The sequence below is a fragment of the Pseudoxanthomonas sp. 22568 genome (assembly GCF_052044485.1).
Lineage (GTDB): Bacteria > Pseudomonadota > Gammaproteobacteria > Xanthomonadales > Xanthomonadaceae > Pseudoxanthomonas_A > Pseudoxanthomonas_A beigongshangi.
This window is the reverse complement of the sequence record NZ_JBQENC010000008.1, coordinates 156,438-172,526: the sequence shown is the minus strand read 5'-3', so window position 1 is coordinate 172,526 and position 16,089 is coordinate 156,438. Positions and strand designations below refer to the sequence as shown.

Annotated in this window: 13 protein-coding genes; all 13 read right to left on the bottom strand. The window is 59.6% G+C overall.

All coding sequences use genetic code 11. The features are described 5' to 3' along the window. Positions 1–289: 289 nt before the first annotated feature. On the bottom strand, positions 290–1,195 hold the full coding sequence (locus ACTJI2_RS12365) for a GDP-mannose 4,6-dehydratase (protein WP_440842266.1): 906 nt from the start codon (positions 1,193–1,195) through the stop codon (positions 290–292). Further along, positions 1,195–2,229, bottom strand: coding sequence for a GDP-mannose 4,6-dehydratase (gene gmd / locus ACTJI2_RS12360; RefSeq protein ID WP_440842265.1), 1,035 nt, complete (start codon positions 2,227–2,229; stop codon positions 1,195–1,197). Before gmd ends, ACTJI2_RS12365 begins: the two co-directional genes overlap by 1 nt. A gap of 29 nt (positions 2,230–2,258) precedes the next feature. Then, positions 2,259–2,798, bottom strand: a complete 540-nt coding sequence (locus ACTJI2_RS12355; protein WP_440842263.1) for a hypothetical protein — start codon at positions 2,796–2,798, stop codon at positions 2,259–2,261. 28 nt (positions 2,799–2,826) lie between these two features. Beyond that, positions 2,827–5,880, bottom strand: coding sequence for a glycosyltransferase (locus tag ACTJI2_RS12350; protein ID WP_440842289.1), 3,054 nt, complete (start codon positions 5,878–5,880; stop codon positions 2,827–2,829). 488 nt (positions 5,881–6,368) lie between these two features. Next, positions 6,369–7,952: an FkbM family methyltransferase gene (locus ACTJI2_RS12345; protein WP_440842262.1), complete on the bottom strand. Its 1,584-nt coding sequence runs from the start codon at positions 7,950–7,952 to the stop codon at positions 6,369–6,371. A gap of 33 nt (positions 7,953–7,985) precedes the next feature. Further along, on the bottom strand, positions 7,986–9,269 hold the full coding sequence (locus tag ACTJI2_RS12340; protein WP_440842261.1) for an ABC transporter ATP-binding protein: 1,284 nt from the start codon (positions 9,267–9,269) through the stop codon (positions 7,986–7,988). Beyond that, positions 9,266–10,060 (bottom strand): ABC transporter permease, encoded by a 795-nt coding sequence (locus ACTJI2_RS12335; RefSeq protein ID WP_318287751.1) that lies wholly within the window; start codon positions 10,058–10,060, stop codon positions 9,266–9,268. Before ACTJI2_RS12335 ends, ACTJI2_RS12340 begins: the two co-directional genes overlap by 4 nt. Continuing rightward, positions 10,053–11,291 carry a glycosyltransferase family 4 protein gene (locus ACTJI2_RS12330; protein WP_440842260.1) on the bottom strand — a complete coding sequence of 413 codons (1,239 nt, stop codon included), beginning with the start codon at positions 11,289–11,291 and terminating at the stop codon, positions 10,053–10,055. Before ACTJI2_RS12330 ends, ACTJI2_RS12335 begins: the two co-directional genes overlap by 8 nt. A gap of 154 nt (positions 11,292–11,445) precedes the next feature. Next, a complete protein-coding gene (locus ACTJI2_RS12325; RefSeq protein ID WP_440842259.1) occupies positions 11,446–12,633 on the bottom strand; it encodes a cystathionine gamma-synthase in 1,188 nt (395 codons plus the stop codon). Positions 12,634–12,732: 99 nt separating this feature from the next. Further along, a complete protein-coding gene (locus tag ACTJI2_RS12320; RefSeq protein ID WP_318287754.1) occupies positions 12,733–14,103 on the bottom strand; it encodes a pyridoxal-phosphate dependent enzyme in 1,371 nt (456 codons plus the stop codon). Positions 14,104–14,207: 104 nt separating this feature from the next. Next, the gene (locus ACTJI2_RS12315) at positions 14,208–14,426 is read right to left on the bottom strand and encodes a YdcH family protein (RefSeq protein ID WP_183639152.1); all 219 of its coding nucleotides are present in this window, start codon (positions 14,424–14,426) and stop codon (positions 14,208–14,210) included. A gap of 356 nt (positions 14,427–14,782) precedes the next feature. Then, on the bottom strand, positions 14,783–15,673 hold the full coding sequence (locus tag ACTJI2_RS12310) for an OmpA family protein (protein WP_183639154.1): 891 nt from the start codon (positions 15,671–15,673) through the stop codon (positions 14,783–14,785). Next, entirely contained in the window at positions 15,670–16,065 is a 396-nt protein-coding gene (locus ACTJI2_RS12305; RefSeq protein WP_183639156.1) for a DUF4398 domain-containing protein, read from the bottom strand. Before ACTJI2_RS12305 ends, ACTJI2_RS12310 begins: the two co-directional genes overlap by 4 nt. Positions 16,066–16,089 lie beyond the last annotated feature (24 nt).

Here is a 16,089-nt window from a genome sequence, read left to right as displayed (position 1 = left end):
ATCCGCATGGCCACTAAGCCGATTACGGATATCGCTAGCACCAACACTGCGAGCAGCTCGAGTAGACGCCATGCCCCCCATTGAGCCGAACCAGCAGACGTACCGGGAGTTTGGAAAGTCGAGGCGGGTATTCGAGTACTCAAGCAATGTCTCCTGGTGTCACGATAACAGCCACTCCTCGACGTGACGGAGGGGGATAAAGCAAATAGGGAATTTTTTCAAAGGAGGTTGTGGACCGCCGATGGTTCTCCGCTAGAGAGAGCGCTCATCTGCGGGAGTACAGAAGTCCTCAACTCCCCGATAGCATCCACTCCAGCGTTTCCCGCAATGGAATCGCGTTCCAATGGTCCAGCAATTCACGAAGACGCGAATTGTCTCCACGGAGGGTACGCACTTCGTTGGTACGCACGAATGCGGGATTGACCTCCAGCTTCATACGATGCCCGGTCAGCTCTTCGCAAATTGCGACCACCTCTCGAAGCGAATACGCGACACCAGAGCTGACATTGAAAGTCTGGCCGACTGCTTCAGGTTTTTCCAATAACCGCCTGTATACGTGGGCAATCGTACGCACGTCACTGAAATCCCGAGAAACATCCAGGTTTCCCAGCTCTATGCGATCGGCACGGCGGCGGAAATGGCTGACGATTTTCGGCAAGAGGAAGTTCTCACCTTGGCCAATTCCCGTGTAATTGAACGGTCTAGCGATAATCAGGGGCAGGCGGTCCTTCCACAGTCCAGCCATGTACTCCATGGCTAACTTGCTGACCGCGTAGTCATTCGCTGGCGCGACCGGGCTGCACTCTTCGAGCAGTTCGAGCGGCGAATTGCCGTATATGTTCGCGCTGCTCGCGAGCAGGATGCGCTCGGGCCGAACGTCCGTGGATGCAATAGCCTCCAGCAATCGACGCGTCCCGATCAAATTGACGTTATAGAAGTCGTCCGCATCGCCGTGCCCCACGAACGCAAGCGCCGCCAGATGAATCACTACATGTGGCTTGACTGCGTTGCATAGGGCCTGCACCGCCGGCCGGTCATTGATGTCGATTCTGGCGAATCCGCTCTCGCCCTCGACTTCGGAACCATGTCCCAGTCCGAATACTTCGTAGCCATTCCTCTGGAGTTCGTCGGCCACATAGCGTCCGGTGAATCCCCGGACGCCAGTGATCAGAGCTCGCTTGGCCCCGTAAACCATCAGAACGACGCACCACGCTGATTACGTTCCAAATCCGCCTTCACCATCATCGCGCACAATTCCTCAAGCGTTGTCTTGGGCTCCCACCCAAGTACAGCCTTGGCCTTTGCCGGGTTGCCGATCAGCAAATCGACTTCCGCTGGCCTGTGGAACGCCGGGTTGATGCGCATGACAGTCCTTCCCGTCCGCACATCCACTGCTACTTCCTCGAGATCCTGACCACGGAACTCGACCGCAATATCGGCGGCCTTGAATGCCATTGAAACAAAATCACGCACCGTCTCGGTGCGATTCGTAGCAAGCACGTAGGTATCGGATTGCTCGGCCTGGAGCATTCGCCACATTCCCTCTACATATTCCTTGGCGAATCCCCAGTCCCGTTTCGCGTCCAGATTGCCCAACTCGAGGCAATCCAACTGTCCCAACTTGATCTTGGCTACCGAGTCCGTGATCTTCCGGGTGACAAATTCACGTCCGCGAAGTGGACTCTCATGGTTGAAGAGAATTCCGCTGCATCCAAAGACGTCATAGCTCTCGCGGTAGTTGACCGTAATCCAGTGCGCATACAGCTTGGCCACCCCATACGGACTACGCGGATAGAACGGGGTTTCCTCCCGCTGCGGGACTTCCTGGACCTTTCCGAACATCTCGGAAGTCGAGGCCTGGTAGAAACGGATATTGCCGTTGACGGTCCGAATCGCCTCCAGGAGGTTCAACGCGCCTATGCCGGATATCTCCGCCGTGGTTCGCGGTTGATCGAACGAAACGCCGACGAAACTCTGTGCAGCGAGATTGTAGACCTCGGTTGCTTCCGTCGAGGCAAGCAGCCGGATGCTCGCACCTGGATCAGTCAGATCGTATTCGACCAGTTTGAGATTAGGATGTTGGTCAATGCCCAATTCCTGAATCCGCCAGAAGTTGACCGAACTGGTACGCCGGTATGTGCCATAGACCAGATAGCCCTTTTCCAAGAGCAACTGGGCCAGGTAAGCGCCGTCTTGGCCGGAAATACCGGTGATGATTGCCTTTTTCATTGACTGCTCACTGCTCCTTGGTTCAATCCTCAGCGGACGACGACTTTGTAGGAGGTCACGGTCGTATCCGCGCCTTCCGGCACAATCACGCGGAACTCGGCATTCTGCACGGCCTCCGCGATATCGAAATCAAGTGTCGCCAGGCTGCCTGCACCGATGGCATTACCAGACTGAGCTTCATAGCGTTTTACGCCGACTTTCTGCGTACCGCCTGTATGCGCCACGTCAACAACGAATGGCGTCTTGCTGGTTCCCTCGATAAGCAGGGAATAGTGGCCGCGAGAAAGCGGAACATAGGGACCGAAAACGAGGACGCCCGAGGCGCCTTTGGCCACAACTCTGTCGCCTAGCTTTTCGGCCACGGCTGAAACGCGCATCCGTTCCTCGGAGGCCTTGACTTCGACAATTACTGTACCGGGTACCATGGACGGCGCCTTTGGGGCGGCAGCCGGTGGCTCCGTCGTCGTTGCCTGTCCCTGGGATTGCTCCTGTTTGCAGGCCGAGACAGCGGCACATAGGATCATCAATCCCAGAGTGGCAGTGACTTTGTTGCTGTGATTCTTTTCCATGAGAGCGTCCTTGGAGAAATGCCTTAGTTCATAGTTTTGTCAATTGGAGGGCACGGAACTCCAGACTCTCGTCGGCTCCCACCCACAGCCTAACTTCCATATCGTCAATGGGGGAGTCCAATGCCAATTCATGTTCTACCAACAAGCCAACCGCCACCGGCTGCAGGGGAGTCGATTCCACGAGTTTCCTCTGGCCCCGCTCCGACGTGACATCATACCAAGCCTGCCTAGTCGAGCCATTATCCTGAACATGGCCGTGAATCCTGAGAACGTAGCGCCCGGAACCGACTGCGGCATAAGGGCCGAAGACCAGGAAACCAGCTGTTCCGTTGCTACGAAGGTGCCCTTCGCACCATTCTCCGACCTGTGAGGACAACCCTTCCGGCCCAGCCATCCAGACCTTGTCGGCAGCCTGCCGCTGAATCGTCCGTACGCTGACGGGCAGCGACTCAGCCTGGCATTGCCCGCTCATTNCCAGGACGGCGTCGGTCAGGGTGGCATCCAAACCGTTTAGATGTACCAGTCGCATCCGTTCCCTTTCAGCTACGGACAAAGCCAGCCTGAGCATTTCATCCAATTCGTTACCGGAATCAACGACGAAGCCCTCGGCGAAACGAGAGGCAAGCACGAGCAACGGCAGCGCGACTGTCTGCACGGTCACTGCCGAACAATAGAACCAAAGTCTACCTTTCCGGCCTCCCACCCCTTGTCCCAGGATCGTCGTCAGGGCATCCATGCTACCCGCCCTGCGAAGAACCGCTCCGAGGTCAAGGAGATAGGTGGCATTGTCCTGGCTCGAAAGCCTGGTATCAGCCATCGGGATTTTCAAACCGAGGAGGGAAGACATCTTCTCACGGTTGCAGAAGAATCCCACACCATCATTGCAGATCAACTCAATGCGCGGCACCAGCCGGGTTCCGCAGGGCGTCTCGTCGTGCTGAAGCAAGGCATGGAGATCGACCTGATCGCCCAGGTCCGCATCGACATAGAGCACGCCCACCTGATTCTCCATCGCGGTGTTTGCACGCACGGCATCCGCGGCAGCGCAAAGATCCGCCTCGTGCGCGGGAACTCCCGCATCCACACCAAGCATTTCCTTGCAGGCAAGCGCTGCGCGCAATCTGGGACTGGCATGCTCGAACGACTCAATGGCCTCGCTGTACTGCCGTGCGATCTTGGTGGGACTGCAGTTGTCCCTCAAATAGTCAATACCTACAGCAATTCGCGTTTCCCGATCACCTGACGCATTCATCAGGCGATCGAGAGCGATAACCAGCGCCTTCGCTTCAAAATCTTCATCCAATACGAGCGCAGATTCATCGGGAATTCCGGAGAAGGCCGGATTCCGATTTATGAGTAGCGCCGTCCTGTTCGCGAGACAATCCAGCGCTGCCGCCGAAGTTTCGCCCCGCGTGCCTCTGCGCAGTTGCACAGCGGCCTCGGCGGCCTGCAGATACAGCGAATATTCCTCTTGGTCGACAAAGCCCGTAACGATGATTCTTCCGTCGGATCCGGCGATGATCGCGCTGATCGACTCGCCGTATACCGTCTCGGGATTCGCACCCACCATGACCAATTTAATCTGGGGGTCCTTTGCAAGCGACGAGGCTAGAAAGGCCTTGGCAATCTCAAGACTGTATTTAGTGGCATCTAGGAATCCGAATGTGCAGAGCAATCTTGTCTCGGCATCGTAACCCAGCCGTTCCTTGGCGATGGACATCCCAATCGGGGCGGGGATGGTCCTCAGGATAGGGACGTGTACAGTCTTGCACGCGAGCGCTTCGCCATACCAATCCTGGATCATCTCTACCGTTCTGGTCGAGTGGACGATGACACCCGTAGCTAGATCCAGCACCCTTCGGTTGGCGGGATAGGCATTGCGAACGACTTCGTCATCCTTGGTGCTCCGGTCGGCCAACGCGGGCCAGCCATGGGAGTAGTAGAGTTCCTCATCCCAGAATCCTGGCATCCTGCCTGTCGATTGGAGGTACGCAACCACGCCACTGAGCCAGAAGTCATGCAACACCACCGATCCAGGAATTTCCTCCAGCAGTTCGAACATGTGGGCATGGAACGACGAGTTTCCAAACTGGTAGATGACGCGATCAAATCGGTCCACATTCTTTCTGAACCAATCCGCGTCATGGATCGGCATGTTCGCATGAAGATACGGATCATCCGTTTCACCATCCGGCTGGATCAGTGTTATCTGGTAGTATTCCTCAAGGAACGGGAGCAGTTCCGCCGAGTAAGCCGCGATTCCGGATTTGTCAGGAGGCAGTGGTGAAACGAAAGCCAGCTTCGGGCGGATGTGCTGCCCGAACAGCACCTGCGAACGTCCGGTCGCGAGATTCGTCCTCCGATCATGCGATTCCTCCATCGCTTCGAGAGCCCGCCTGGCCGATTCGTTCCAGGTAAAGCCACTCGCTCGCTGGACGCCATGCAATCGGAGATCATCGCGAAAGGCGTGATCTTCGAGAGCCTGGCCCATCTTCGCGGCGATGCTGTCTACGTCGAGCGGATTGAAGAGCGCGTCCTTCCTTCCCACTACCTCGGGAAGGCTAGACGCGTCCGCCGCGATGACGGGAGCGCCACATTGCATGGCCTCAAGGGCCGGCAATCCGAATCCTTCGCACCAGGAGGGGAAGACGAACAAGTCGCAGGTGTTGTAGAGAGCGACCAGATCATCATCCGGAATAAAGTCGGTCAGGACGAGGCGATCTTCGTTCAGACCCAGCGAGCGTGCCAACTCACCCAGCCTTTGCTTCTCCTGGGGATGTACCTTGCATACGATTGCCAACTGGAGCGTCGCAACAAGGCCCGCCGGCAACCTGGCATACGCTTCAATCAGGCGTTCGATGTTCTTCCGATGGTCAATCCCACCGGTATACATGATGAACCGGCGCAACCCATACTTCGCCAGAAGCTCATCTCGCCGGTCTTCGTTCAATGTCAAAGGCCGGAAATGAGCATCGGCGGCGCCGGATATATTGAAAACATTCTCCCTTCTCAGTCCGAGCCGCACACACGCTTCGCCCGCCGAAAACTCGGAAATCGCCAACAGCAGATCGGCGCGCCTCATGTGTCCGAGGCGCTCGTAGTACCAATTGCGAATTCCCGGATTGGCCAGATATACGCTGGGAAACGTATATGGAATCAGATCATAAAGGGTGACTGCCTCGAGATAGGCACCGTTCCCCCTGGTTATGGAGGCGCAAGTATCATCACCATATCCCTCAAAAAGGCTGGTGGTGTGCACGGCGTCCACCCCTAGCCCGGCCAGGAAACTCCTTCGTACGATCTCGCTGGCTTTCCGTCGCCACTCGTTAGCAAGATCGGATGATTCCGTATGCCTCAGGGATTCGAACACATGTAACTCCGGCGATCCTTCCGGAAGCCCGAAGTCATCACGTACTGCGTCGATGTTGCCAAGGACACGGTTGGCCACGAAGACGAATTCGTGCCCCCCTCCAACCTCCAGCATTGCTTTTGCCAAAGACAGCGAATAGCGTCCGATTCCGCGCTCACGGCTTCCGAGCGTTTGCCGGGATTGCATGTCAATCGCGATTTTCAACGATGTCTCTCCATGCTCCGCTTTATGACTCCCGCTCTTTCCTGTAGCAATCGCAACATCCGTTTTTCATCCATATCGATTACACGTTGATCTGCCGCTGGCCGGGCAGCCGGGGCAGACACCGGAGTAGCGCTATCCGTGGTAATTCGGCGAAGCCTGGACCCAAGCCGGGTTCCTGCCGGGAACAACCTTGCAGCACTCCGCCTTACCCATCCCCCTTCCTTAAAAAGAGATGCCATGCTGCGGACCGAGGCTCGTGCCTCCGCCAGATTGCCCCTAGCCATGTAGGATGCCGCCCTTAACGGCGCGGTCAATCTCCAGGAGGTGCTACTGACGAACTGATTGATTTGCTGCCGGTATCCCTGAAGTTCCTGTCGCGCTTCATCCAGCTGTCGTTGTAGATCGACCGTCAGGACGCGCATTGACTCCAAGACCTGGGTTCGTTGTTCCGTCTTCGCGCTAAGGGAGGTTGCCTTCGCCTCCAACCGGAATGAACGCATCTCCGCGGCAATGCGTTCGGAAGCCATTCGTTTTGAAGCCGACAGCATGCTTTCCTGCGCCATGACCAACGCCGCGCGAAGTTCCGAAACCCGTCCATTGGCCTCGGCAATCTCGGTTTCTCTGGCATGTAGGGTTTCCGCAAGTCCCAGGCTATGCACCTCCAGTTCCATGATTCGCGCTTCTGCGGCATCGATCGTCTCGGTCTGATGGCGTGTCAGCCAGTCGAGATGTTCCTGCCGATGCGCGTACTCCCGGATCTTTTCCTCGGCCGTACTCAACGCGCCCTGCGCGGCCTCAAGCGCCGCCTGGTTTTGCAGTTCGGTTTCTTTCCTCACGGCCTTGGTTGCGTCATTGGCCTTCTGGAGAAGATGGGCTCCGAAAGAAGAGGTAGCAGTGCCGCTCAAGCTGAACTGATCGAAGACGTTGGGAGGAAACTCGAACCTACCAATCCGCTCGAACCGGTCATTGTGCAGGTAGAAGCGATTCAGACCGTCTGCGTACGCGAATTGATAGTCCTTCTCAAGCAGACCATGCTCCCAGGCCTCATGGGTCGACTCGTGGGTTATGGGCTGAACGCTCTCGATGACGACCACCCAGGGCCTCCTGACGGACTCCCATCCGTCCAGGACCGCCTTTTCCGCACCTTCCACGTCGATCTTTAGCCAATGTATCTCCCTCTCGCCGGCTAGATCCATTACATCATCCAGTGTGACCATTGGCATGCTCTTCGCCGAGAGCGCATAGCCGCCCCTGCTGACATGCTCTTCGGCCACGGCGGCGTCCAGAGTACTCAACCCCGTGTTCGGAAGCGCATAGAAGGTCGCCATCCCACGCGATGAGGAAACAGCCGCGGCGACAACGATATCGCCTGGTCTTGCGCGTCGAAGCTCATCCGCGTAATCGTCGTTGGCCTCCGCATGGATTCCTCGCCATCCGCGCTCATAGAAGGCCAGGCTGACGGAGTCGACGATCGGACTCTGCGCGCCGATATCCACGTAGCAGCCCTCATCGACGTCACCCAGGACGCGCCACAGAATTACGTCTTCGAAATTCTGGGCGTAGGAAATGATGGGTTCCATTGCGGTACTCATTGTTGGATGCGGGCAGTTCGCTCAACTGCCAGGGCGGTCAATGTCCAAGGGAGCTATTCCATACTCCTCCTGGCCATTGATTCTTATCAAGAACTTCGTGTCTATCCAGTTGCTGCCTATGAAAACGGAATAGTCCATATTCGCAACATCGAATACCAGCATGTTGTCGGTCCATTCGTAGTTGTCGACCAGATGATTCTCCGTGCTCACCAGCGCCGGGGATACCGAGTAGGAACCAGGTCCCAGCGTGCACTCGAAAGGAAGCCTGTATTCAACAACGTCGCCCGCCCGGAGGTTCGCGAGGACCTGGTGAGTGTGCCAAGTGTTTGTCCCCCATACCACGTGTCCAAGCTTGTCTCGAAGCATGTAGCCGAGCACCAGCCGCCGGACGTCCTGAGACACGATTGCCCTCAGGCGTACCTCGAGTTTCTGACCTACACGGGCGAGCTTCACTTCATCACCGGTTTCCTGATCATAGAGGGCCAGTGATGAAACCCGGACCTCCCCTGTGCCACTTCGTGTCGTCAGCCAACCATCCTGATCACGTTTCTGCTCGATGGTCAGATTCCGGTTCTCCCTTTCGGTGACCATGGCGTTGTAGTAATCGACCACTTCGTCAGGCAATCCCTCCTTGACGATTCGCCCCTTGTCGAGCAGGACGACGCGGTCGCACAGCGTTTTCACGTCGGACATCCCGTGGGTCACGAAAATGATGGAAACGCCTGCCTTGCGGTATTGCCGGATCCTATTGAAACTCTTGTGCTGAAAATAACTGTCGCCCACGGACAACGCTTCATCGACGATCAGGATATCGGGAACGAACGCCGTCGCCACACTGAAGGCGACTCGCATCTGCATTCCGCTCGAATAGCAGCGCACCGGCTGATCGAAGTATTCTCCGATTTCAGCGAAGTCCTCGATATCCTTCATGGCACTTTCGATTTCGGATGGCGAATAGCCCATCAAGCCCGCCGCATGCCATGCGTTCTGCCGCCCCGTCAGGTCCGGGTTGAAGCCCATCCCGAGTTCGAGAATCGCGGCGACGCGCCCGCGCTTCTCTATCGCACCCTCCGTCGGCCGGGTGGTCCCGGTGATGAGTTTGAGCAACGTGCTTTTTCCGGCGCCGTTTTGCCCGATGATACCCAAGGTTTCACTTGGGCGGACCACCAGATCGATGTTCCGGAGAACCCAATGCTCTTCCGGATTGTTTACCGGAAGGCCGAACCAGGAACCTATCCGGTCCCATTCGCTATCCCAGTTCCGATATGCTTTTCCGACATTCGAGAGTTTGATTTCGCCGCTCATAGCACGTCCGCCATTTCAGCACTCGCCCGCCGGAACAGAAGCAACGCGATCAAGAGAAGCGCCAGGGCACCGACGAACAGGATGCCCAACTCGGTCCACAGCGGCGGTCGGTTGAAGGCAAGGACGTTCTGGTAACTGGCAACAAGCGGATAGATCGGATTCCAGCGCAATGCCGTCCGCATCGATGCAGGCACGATTTCGATGCTGTACACAATCGGCGTTAGCCAGAAAAGCACCTGGAGGACCACCGGTACCACCTGTCCGATGTCGCGCATGAATACATTGAGTATGCCAAGGACCAACCCGACCCCCATGGCCAGAACAAACGTGACAAGCACCAGGATTGGCAGCCATAGCATGCTCATTCCTGGCATATGGCCAAGCACGGAGAAGACGACCAGGATCGAAACGAATAGGAGCACGTTGTTGAGGAGGACGATGCCACCTGACACCACCGCCAGATTCACCCGGGGAAAAGCCATCTTCTTGATGAGGGAGGCATTATCGATGAACACCGTGAGGAAGCGGCTCACTGTCTCCGAGAACAGCGTCCAGCACAGAATCCCCGCCATCAGATAAATAGCGTAGGCGAACTTGCTGTCGATACCTGGCAGTCTGGCGGAAAGGAGTTCCGACAGTACCAGTGCGAATATGAGCACCTGGACAAGTGGATGGATCACCATCCATGCAAGGCCCATCTTGCTTCTTGAAAAGCGGAGGCGATAGTCATTGCGTATGGCGGATGCCACGAAGTACCGATACGCCCATATCGCGCGCAATATCTCAAGCATTGTCTATTTTCCTTTCCTTCATGCCGCGGCTCAGGAATCCAATGCGTTCCATGATGGCAGCGGCAATTTTCTCTGGCGCAAGTCGGGCGCGGACATCGCGCTGTCCACGCAATCCAATCAGCCTGGCTTCACTTCTTTCATCGGCCAGCCTACGCATCGCCTCGGCTGCGGCGGGAACCGATGGTTCGGCCCAGTAAGCCTCATCGGCATGCGGATATTCCCCTACCTCCACGCGCCTGGTCACGCAGGGGATCAGGACGGAATTTCCGGTGTCCATGAACTCGAGATTTCCAGACCATTGGGTAGCGATGACCGGTATTCCCATCACCATGCACTCGGCCAGTGCCAACCCGAAGCCTTCCGAACGGTGGAGCGAGACATAGGCGTCGCAACAACGCTGAAGCGCGGTGAAATGCGGCTTCTCGATGATTTCATCGCGCACCATGATCCGCGGGTCCTTCGATGTGGCTTCAAGCAGGGCCAACAACTCCTTCGGATACCGGTCCCCGTTGCTCGACTTGATGAGAAGGCCGATATCATCCCTTCCTGGCGGGAAAGCACGAGAAAACGCTTCGACCACTGCAAATGGATTCTTGCGCGTCAGCCACGAATCGAAATCGAAGCTGCACAGGAACATGAACCTGCCCTTCTCCAATCCGAAGTCGCTGCGTTCGAGCCTGCTGTACCACGGCTCCTCCACGGGAATCGGCACGCGCAGGATGGGCTTTTCCGTCACTTGGCGGAATGCGTCGGCCATGAACTCCGAGGCCACCATTATCTCGTCCACGAGCTCCACCGCCGGGCGCCAGGCTTCGGGAACGGTTTCCAGTTCCCAGAACCAACAGGCGATGACGTACTGCTGTTGAAGACGCAATCGTCCAATTCTCTCGATGGCCGCATCCAGAAAGTCCGGATTCACGAATACGATGCTGAAGGCATGCGGCAGGGTATTCGTGATCCACCTGTCCAGGCTGTGGTTGTCCCTGCCATGCGGAAGATTAAGATCCACGTCGTAGAGTGAAGTGCGAATCCCATTCCGTAGCAATGCGCCCGCATACCTCCTGGCGCACTCCCCCAGTCCGAAATCACCACGGATGAAGCCGACGATATTGACACCATCCCGATCATCGTTCTGCGGGGAAGAGGAGGCAATCGCGTCCCATCCGGGCAATGGATCTTCCCAGCGCTCCGTGCGGCGAAACCTGTTCGCACTCGCCAGGCGCTCGGCCATTCGCGAGTGCGCACCGCCACGCAGGCCTGACGGCAGCCTCTGGAAAAGCCATCGCAACCAACCCAGGGAGTAACCGCGGGCCAACAAGCTGGCAAGAAGTGAGCTCATTCGGCCGCCGTCTATAGCGTCTGGCGCAGACCTTGATCGGGCATCGTCATGCCGATAGCGCTTCCGCCAGATCCTTGCGCAGGTCGTCGCGGTCCTCCACGCCCACGCTCAACCTGACCAGCCCATCCGTGATTCCCAACTGAGCGCGACGCTCCACCGGAATAGACGCGTGCGTCATCACCGCGGGATGATTGACCAGGCTTTCCACGCCCCCCAGGGATTCGGCCAACGTGAACAGGTGGGTACCTTCGCAGAACTTGCGGGCGGCTTCAAAGCCGCCTTTCAGGACAATGGAGATAATGCCGCCATAACCCTGCATCTGGCGCGAGGCCAGTCCATGGTGCGGATGATCCTTGAGACCGGGATAGATGACCTTCTCGATCGCCGGCTGTACCTGCAGCCACTCGGCCAGCGCCATCGCGTTTTCGCAGTGGGCCTTCATGCGCAGGTGCAGCGTCTTCAGGCCTCGCAAGGCGAGGAAGCTGTCGAAGGGCCCCTGCACCGCGCCGATCGAGTTCTGCAGGAACGCCATCTGTTCGGCGAGTTCGGTGTTGCCGCCGACCACGACCATGCCGCCGACCATGTCCGAGTGTCCATTGAGGTACTTAGTCGCCGAATGCATGACGATATCCGCGCCCAACGCCAGTGGACGCTGCAGGATCGGCGAGGCGAAGGTGTTGTCCACCACCACGATTAGCCCGCGTTTGCGGGCGGCTTCCGCGATCGCCTGGATATCGACGATCTTGAGCATGGGGTTGGTCGGGGTTTCGATCCAGACCATCCGGCTGTTCGGGCGGATGGCGGCTTCGAACGCGGCGATGTCGGTCAGGTCGACGAAACTGAAATCCAGGCCGGCGCTGCGCTTGCGCACGCGCTCGAACAGGCGATAGCTGCCGCCGTAGATATCATCCATCGCGATGACGTGGTTGCCGCTGTCCAGCAGTTCCAGCACGGTCGAGGTGGCCGCCATGCCGGAAGCAAAGGCAAAACCGCGACTGCCCCCCTCTAGCGTGGCGACGCAACGCTCGTACGCGAACCGGGTCGGATTATGCGTGCGCGAGTACTCGAAACCCTGGTGTACGCCCGGGCTGGCCTGGGCATAGGTCGAGGTGGCGTAGATGGGCGGCATGACCGCCCCCGTGCTCGGATCCGAGGCCTGGCCGCCGTGGATGGCCAGGGTGGCTAGGGCAAGCGAAGCTGCGCCCGCCTCGTCATGGGGCTTGGGGTCCGACATGGAAAATCCTTTGGAGATCGACCGCGAATTTTAGCAGTCGTGGCTTAACGTACTGTCCTTTTTACGCCTTTCCCCGCCCGGCCGGCAGGGGCCGGGAACCTACTGCGCCCGGCGCCTCAGGTAGTTCAGCAAATCGATCCGGGTAATCAGGCCCAGGAAGGCGTCGCCATCGGTGATGATGGCAACCTGGCCGCGGTCGAACACCGGCAGCAGGGCCTCGATGGGGGAACGGACGTCCAGGCGATCCAGCTTGCTGACCATGGCGGTGGACACAGGGTCGCGGAACCGGGCCTCGTCGCCGTAGACGTGCAGCAGCACGTCGCTTTCATCGACGATGCCCACCAGTTTGTCGCCTTCCATGACCGGCAGCTGGGACACGTCATACAGCTTCATCCGCTGGTAGGCGGTGGTGAGCAGGTCGGTGGGGCTGACCACCACGGTGTCCCGCTGGCTGTAGGGGCGCAGGATCAGGTCGCGCAGGTCGCCGTACTGGGGGCGTTCGATGAAGCCGTTGTCCAGCATCCAGTAGTCGTTGTACATCTTGGACAGGTACTTGTTGCCGGTGTCCGGCACCAGCACCACGACGCGCTTGGGCGTGGTCTGCTCGCGGCAGTATTTCAGGGCCGCGGCCAGCAGGGTGCCGGTGGAGGAGCCGCCGAGGATGCCCTCCTTCGCCAGCAGCTCGCGCGCGGTCAGGAAGCTCTCCCTATCACTGATCGAATAGGCCTTCTTCACCCGGCTGAAATCGGAAATCTGCGGCAGGAAATCCTCGCCGATGCCTTCCACCAGCCAGGTACCGGACTTCTCGCTGAGGGTGCCTTCGTTGATGTACTGGGTCAGGATGGAACCGACCGGGTCGGCCAGCACCATCTCCACGCCCGGGGCATCCTTGGCGAACGCGCGCGACAGGCCGGTCATGGTGCCGGAACTGCCGCAGCCGAACACGAGCGCGTCCAGCTTCCCGTCCATCTGGGCCAGGATTTCCGGGCCGGTGCCGAATTCGTGCGCGGCCGGATTGTCGGGATTGCCGAACTGGTTGATGAAGTAGGCGCCCGGCGTCTCGCTGGCGATACGGGCGGCCAGGTCCTGGTAGTACTCCGGATGGCCCTTGGCCACGTCCGAGCGGGTCAGCACGACTTCCGCGCCCATCGCCTTGAGATTGAAGATTTTTTCCCGGCTCATCTTGTCCGGGACGACGAGGATCAGCTTGTAGCCCTTCTGCTGGGCGACCAGCGCCAGGCCGATGCCGGTGTTGCCGGCGGTGCCCTCGACCAGGGTGGCGCCGGGCTTCAGATCGCCGCGCTTTTCGGCGGCCTCTATCATCGAAAGGCCGATGCGATCCTTGATGGATCCGCCGGGGTTGGCGCTTTCCAGCTTGAGGAACAGCTCGCAGACGCCGGTGTCCAGGCGCTGGGCCTTGATCATCGGCGTGTTGCCGATCAGCTGGAGAACGGAAGATTGAATCGCCATTGCGGACTCGCGCTCACGGATCGTGATGGAGCCCGGATTATCGCATCGAGTGACGCGGGCGGCGACGGCCGNCCGCCGCCCGCGACGATGGAGCGGGTCGTGGGTCAGTGCGGCTTCGCGTCGTAGATGCGGATCAGCCGTTCCTTGGTCGCGAGCTTCTCGCGCTTCATCTGTCCCAGCAGATTGTCGTCGATGGGCAGCACGCCCAGCTCGGCATCGGTGACCTTCTTGTCCAGTTCGCGATGGCGCTGGTACAGCTGCTTGAATTCCGGGTCGGCCTTGATCAGTGCGTCGATTTCAGTCTGCGGTTGACCTTCGAACATGGGGAGTACCTCCTTCAGCGGAAAAACGAACGCCCCGGCCTGGGCAGGCTCGGGGCGTTGGCTTGGGAGCGGAACGTCGAAGCGGGATGGCGGGCGCCCCCACCGGGAACACCCGCACGGACCTGGCCGTCGGGGGCGTTCTCCTCTGGGGCTTTGAACAACGTCATCGGCTCGACTCTCCGGTGAGCCAAGCGACGGGGGTCGCTTGGGTATATGACCCTACTCCTCGTCCCCGGACCCGACAAGCCCCTTCACAAGTCCTTGATCCGACAAGGCAAGAACGGCAAACGGGGCGTTCAGACTGTTCGTCCGGAACGCCCCGTTTTTCGTGCAGGTCTTTGTTTTTAAAAACAAAACTACTGCGTGACCACGATCTCCGCCGCCTTGCTGCTGGAACCGTTGCCCTTGCCGGCGGCCTGGATCCGGCCCTTGGACACGCCCGCCGCGACCAGGGCATCGCGCAAGGCGTCGGCGCGGCGCTGGCCGGGGGTCTGCTTGTCGCCGAAACCCTCGATCCGGGCCTTGGCCTTGGGACTGGCCTGCAGGTAGGCGGCCAACGCGGACGCGCTGGATTGGCCCGCCTCCGACAGCTTGGCCGAGCCGCCGGAGAACGCGCTCGCCGGCAGGGTGAAGACTTCGCCGCGCGCCTCGAACTTCGAAGCCGGCAGCTTGGTCCCCGACACCAGTTCGGCCTCCTCGCGGGCCAGCCGCGCTTCCTTCTGCCGGGCGGCACTGAGCTTGGCGCTCTGCTGCCCGGCCACGCTGGTCAGCGCCAGCTCGGCGTCCTGGCGGGCCAGGGTTTCGGCTTCGGCGGCCTGGCGCAGGCGCTCGGCTTCCTCGGCCTGGATCTGCGCCTGGATGCGCATCCGCTCGACTTCCTGCCGGGCGCGTTCGGCCTCGCGCCGGCTGGCTTCCACCAGCAGCTCGCTGCGGGTGCGATCGAGGCGTCCGACTTCGCGCTGCGCGGCCTGGGTGCGGGTGGCGATCTCGGCGATTTCCACCCGCCGCTCGGCGACGTACTGGGCCCGCTCGCGGACACTGCGCCGCGCTTCGGCCAGTTCACTGATGGCCTGCTGGGCCTGCAGGCGTTCGAAGGCCGCCAATTCAGCGTATTCGGGATTGGCGCGCAATGCCGCCAGGCGCTGGCCGAGTTGGATGACGACGGGATTGTCCGCTGCCAGCAATGCGCCGGCCGGCAGCGACAGCAGCAGGACCAGCAGGCCCGCGCGACGGAGATTGCGGTTCATTGGCCGCCCTCCATGCCGAGCTTGCGCTGGAGATCCGCGATTTCGGCGCGTCGCTGCTGCAGGTCGGCGTTCGCCACCGCCTCCAGGCTCAGCGCGCGCGCCACGTCGGCATCGGCCGCCGCACGGATGGCCAGGTCCAGGGCCAGCTTCTTGTCGCGGCTGCTCTGCGCGGCCTGGGCCTGGGCGAGCAACTGGCGCGCGATGGCCATGCGGTCCGGGGCGTACTGATCGGCGTCGGCCTGATCCGCGCGCTCCACGGCCTGGCGCGCCGTTTCCAGTTCCGGCGTCGTCGCGGTCTGGGCCCGGATCGGGAATGCCGACCCGCCGGCGACCGTGAGTGCGGCCACCATCACATACAGGGGCAAGCGGATTTGTGCGAAGCTACGAATCATCTGGGTGCCGTGACGTATCAGGGG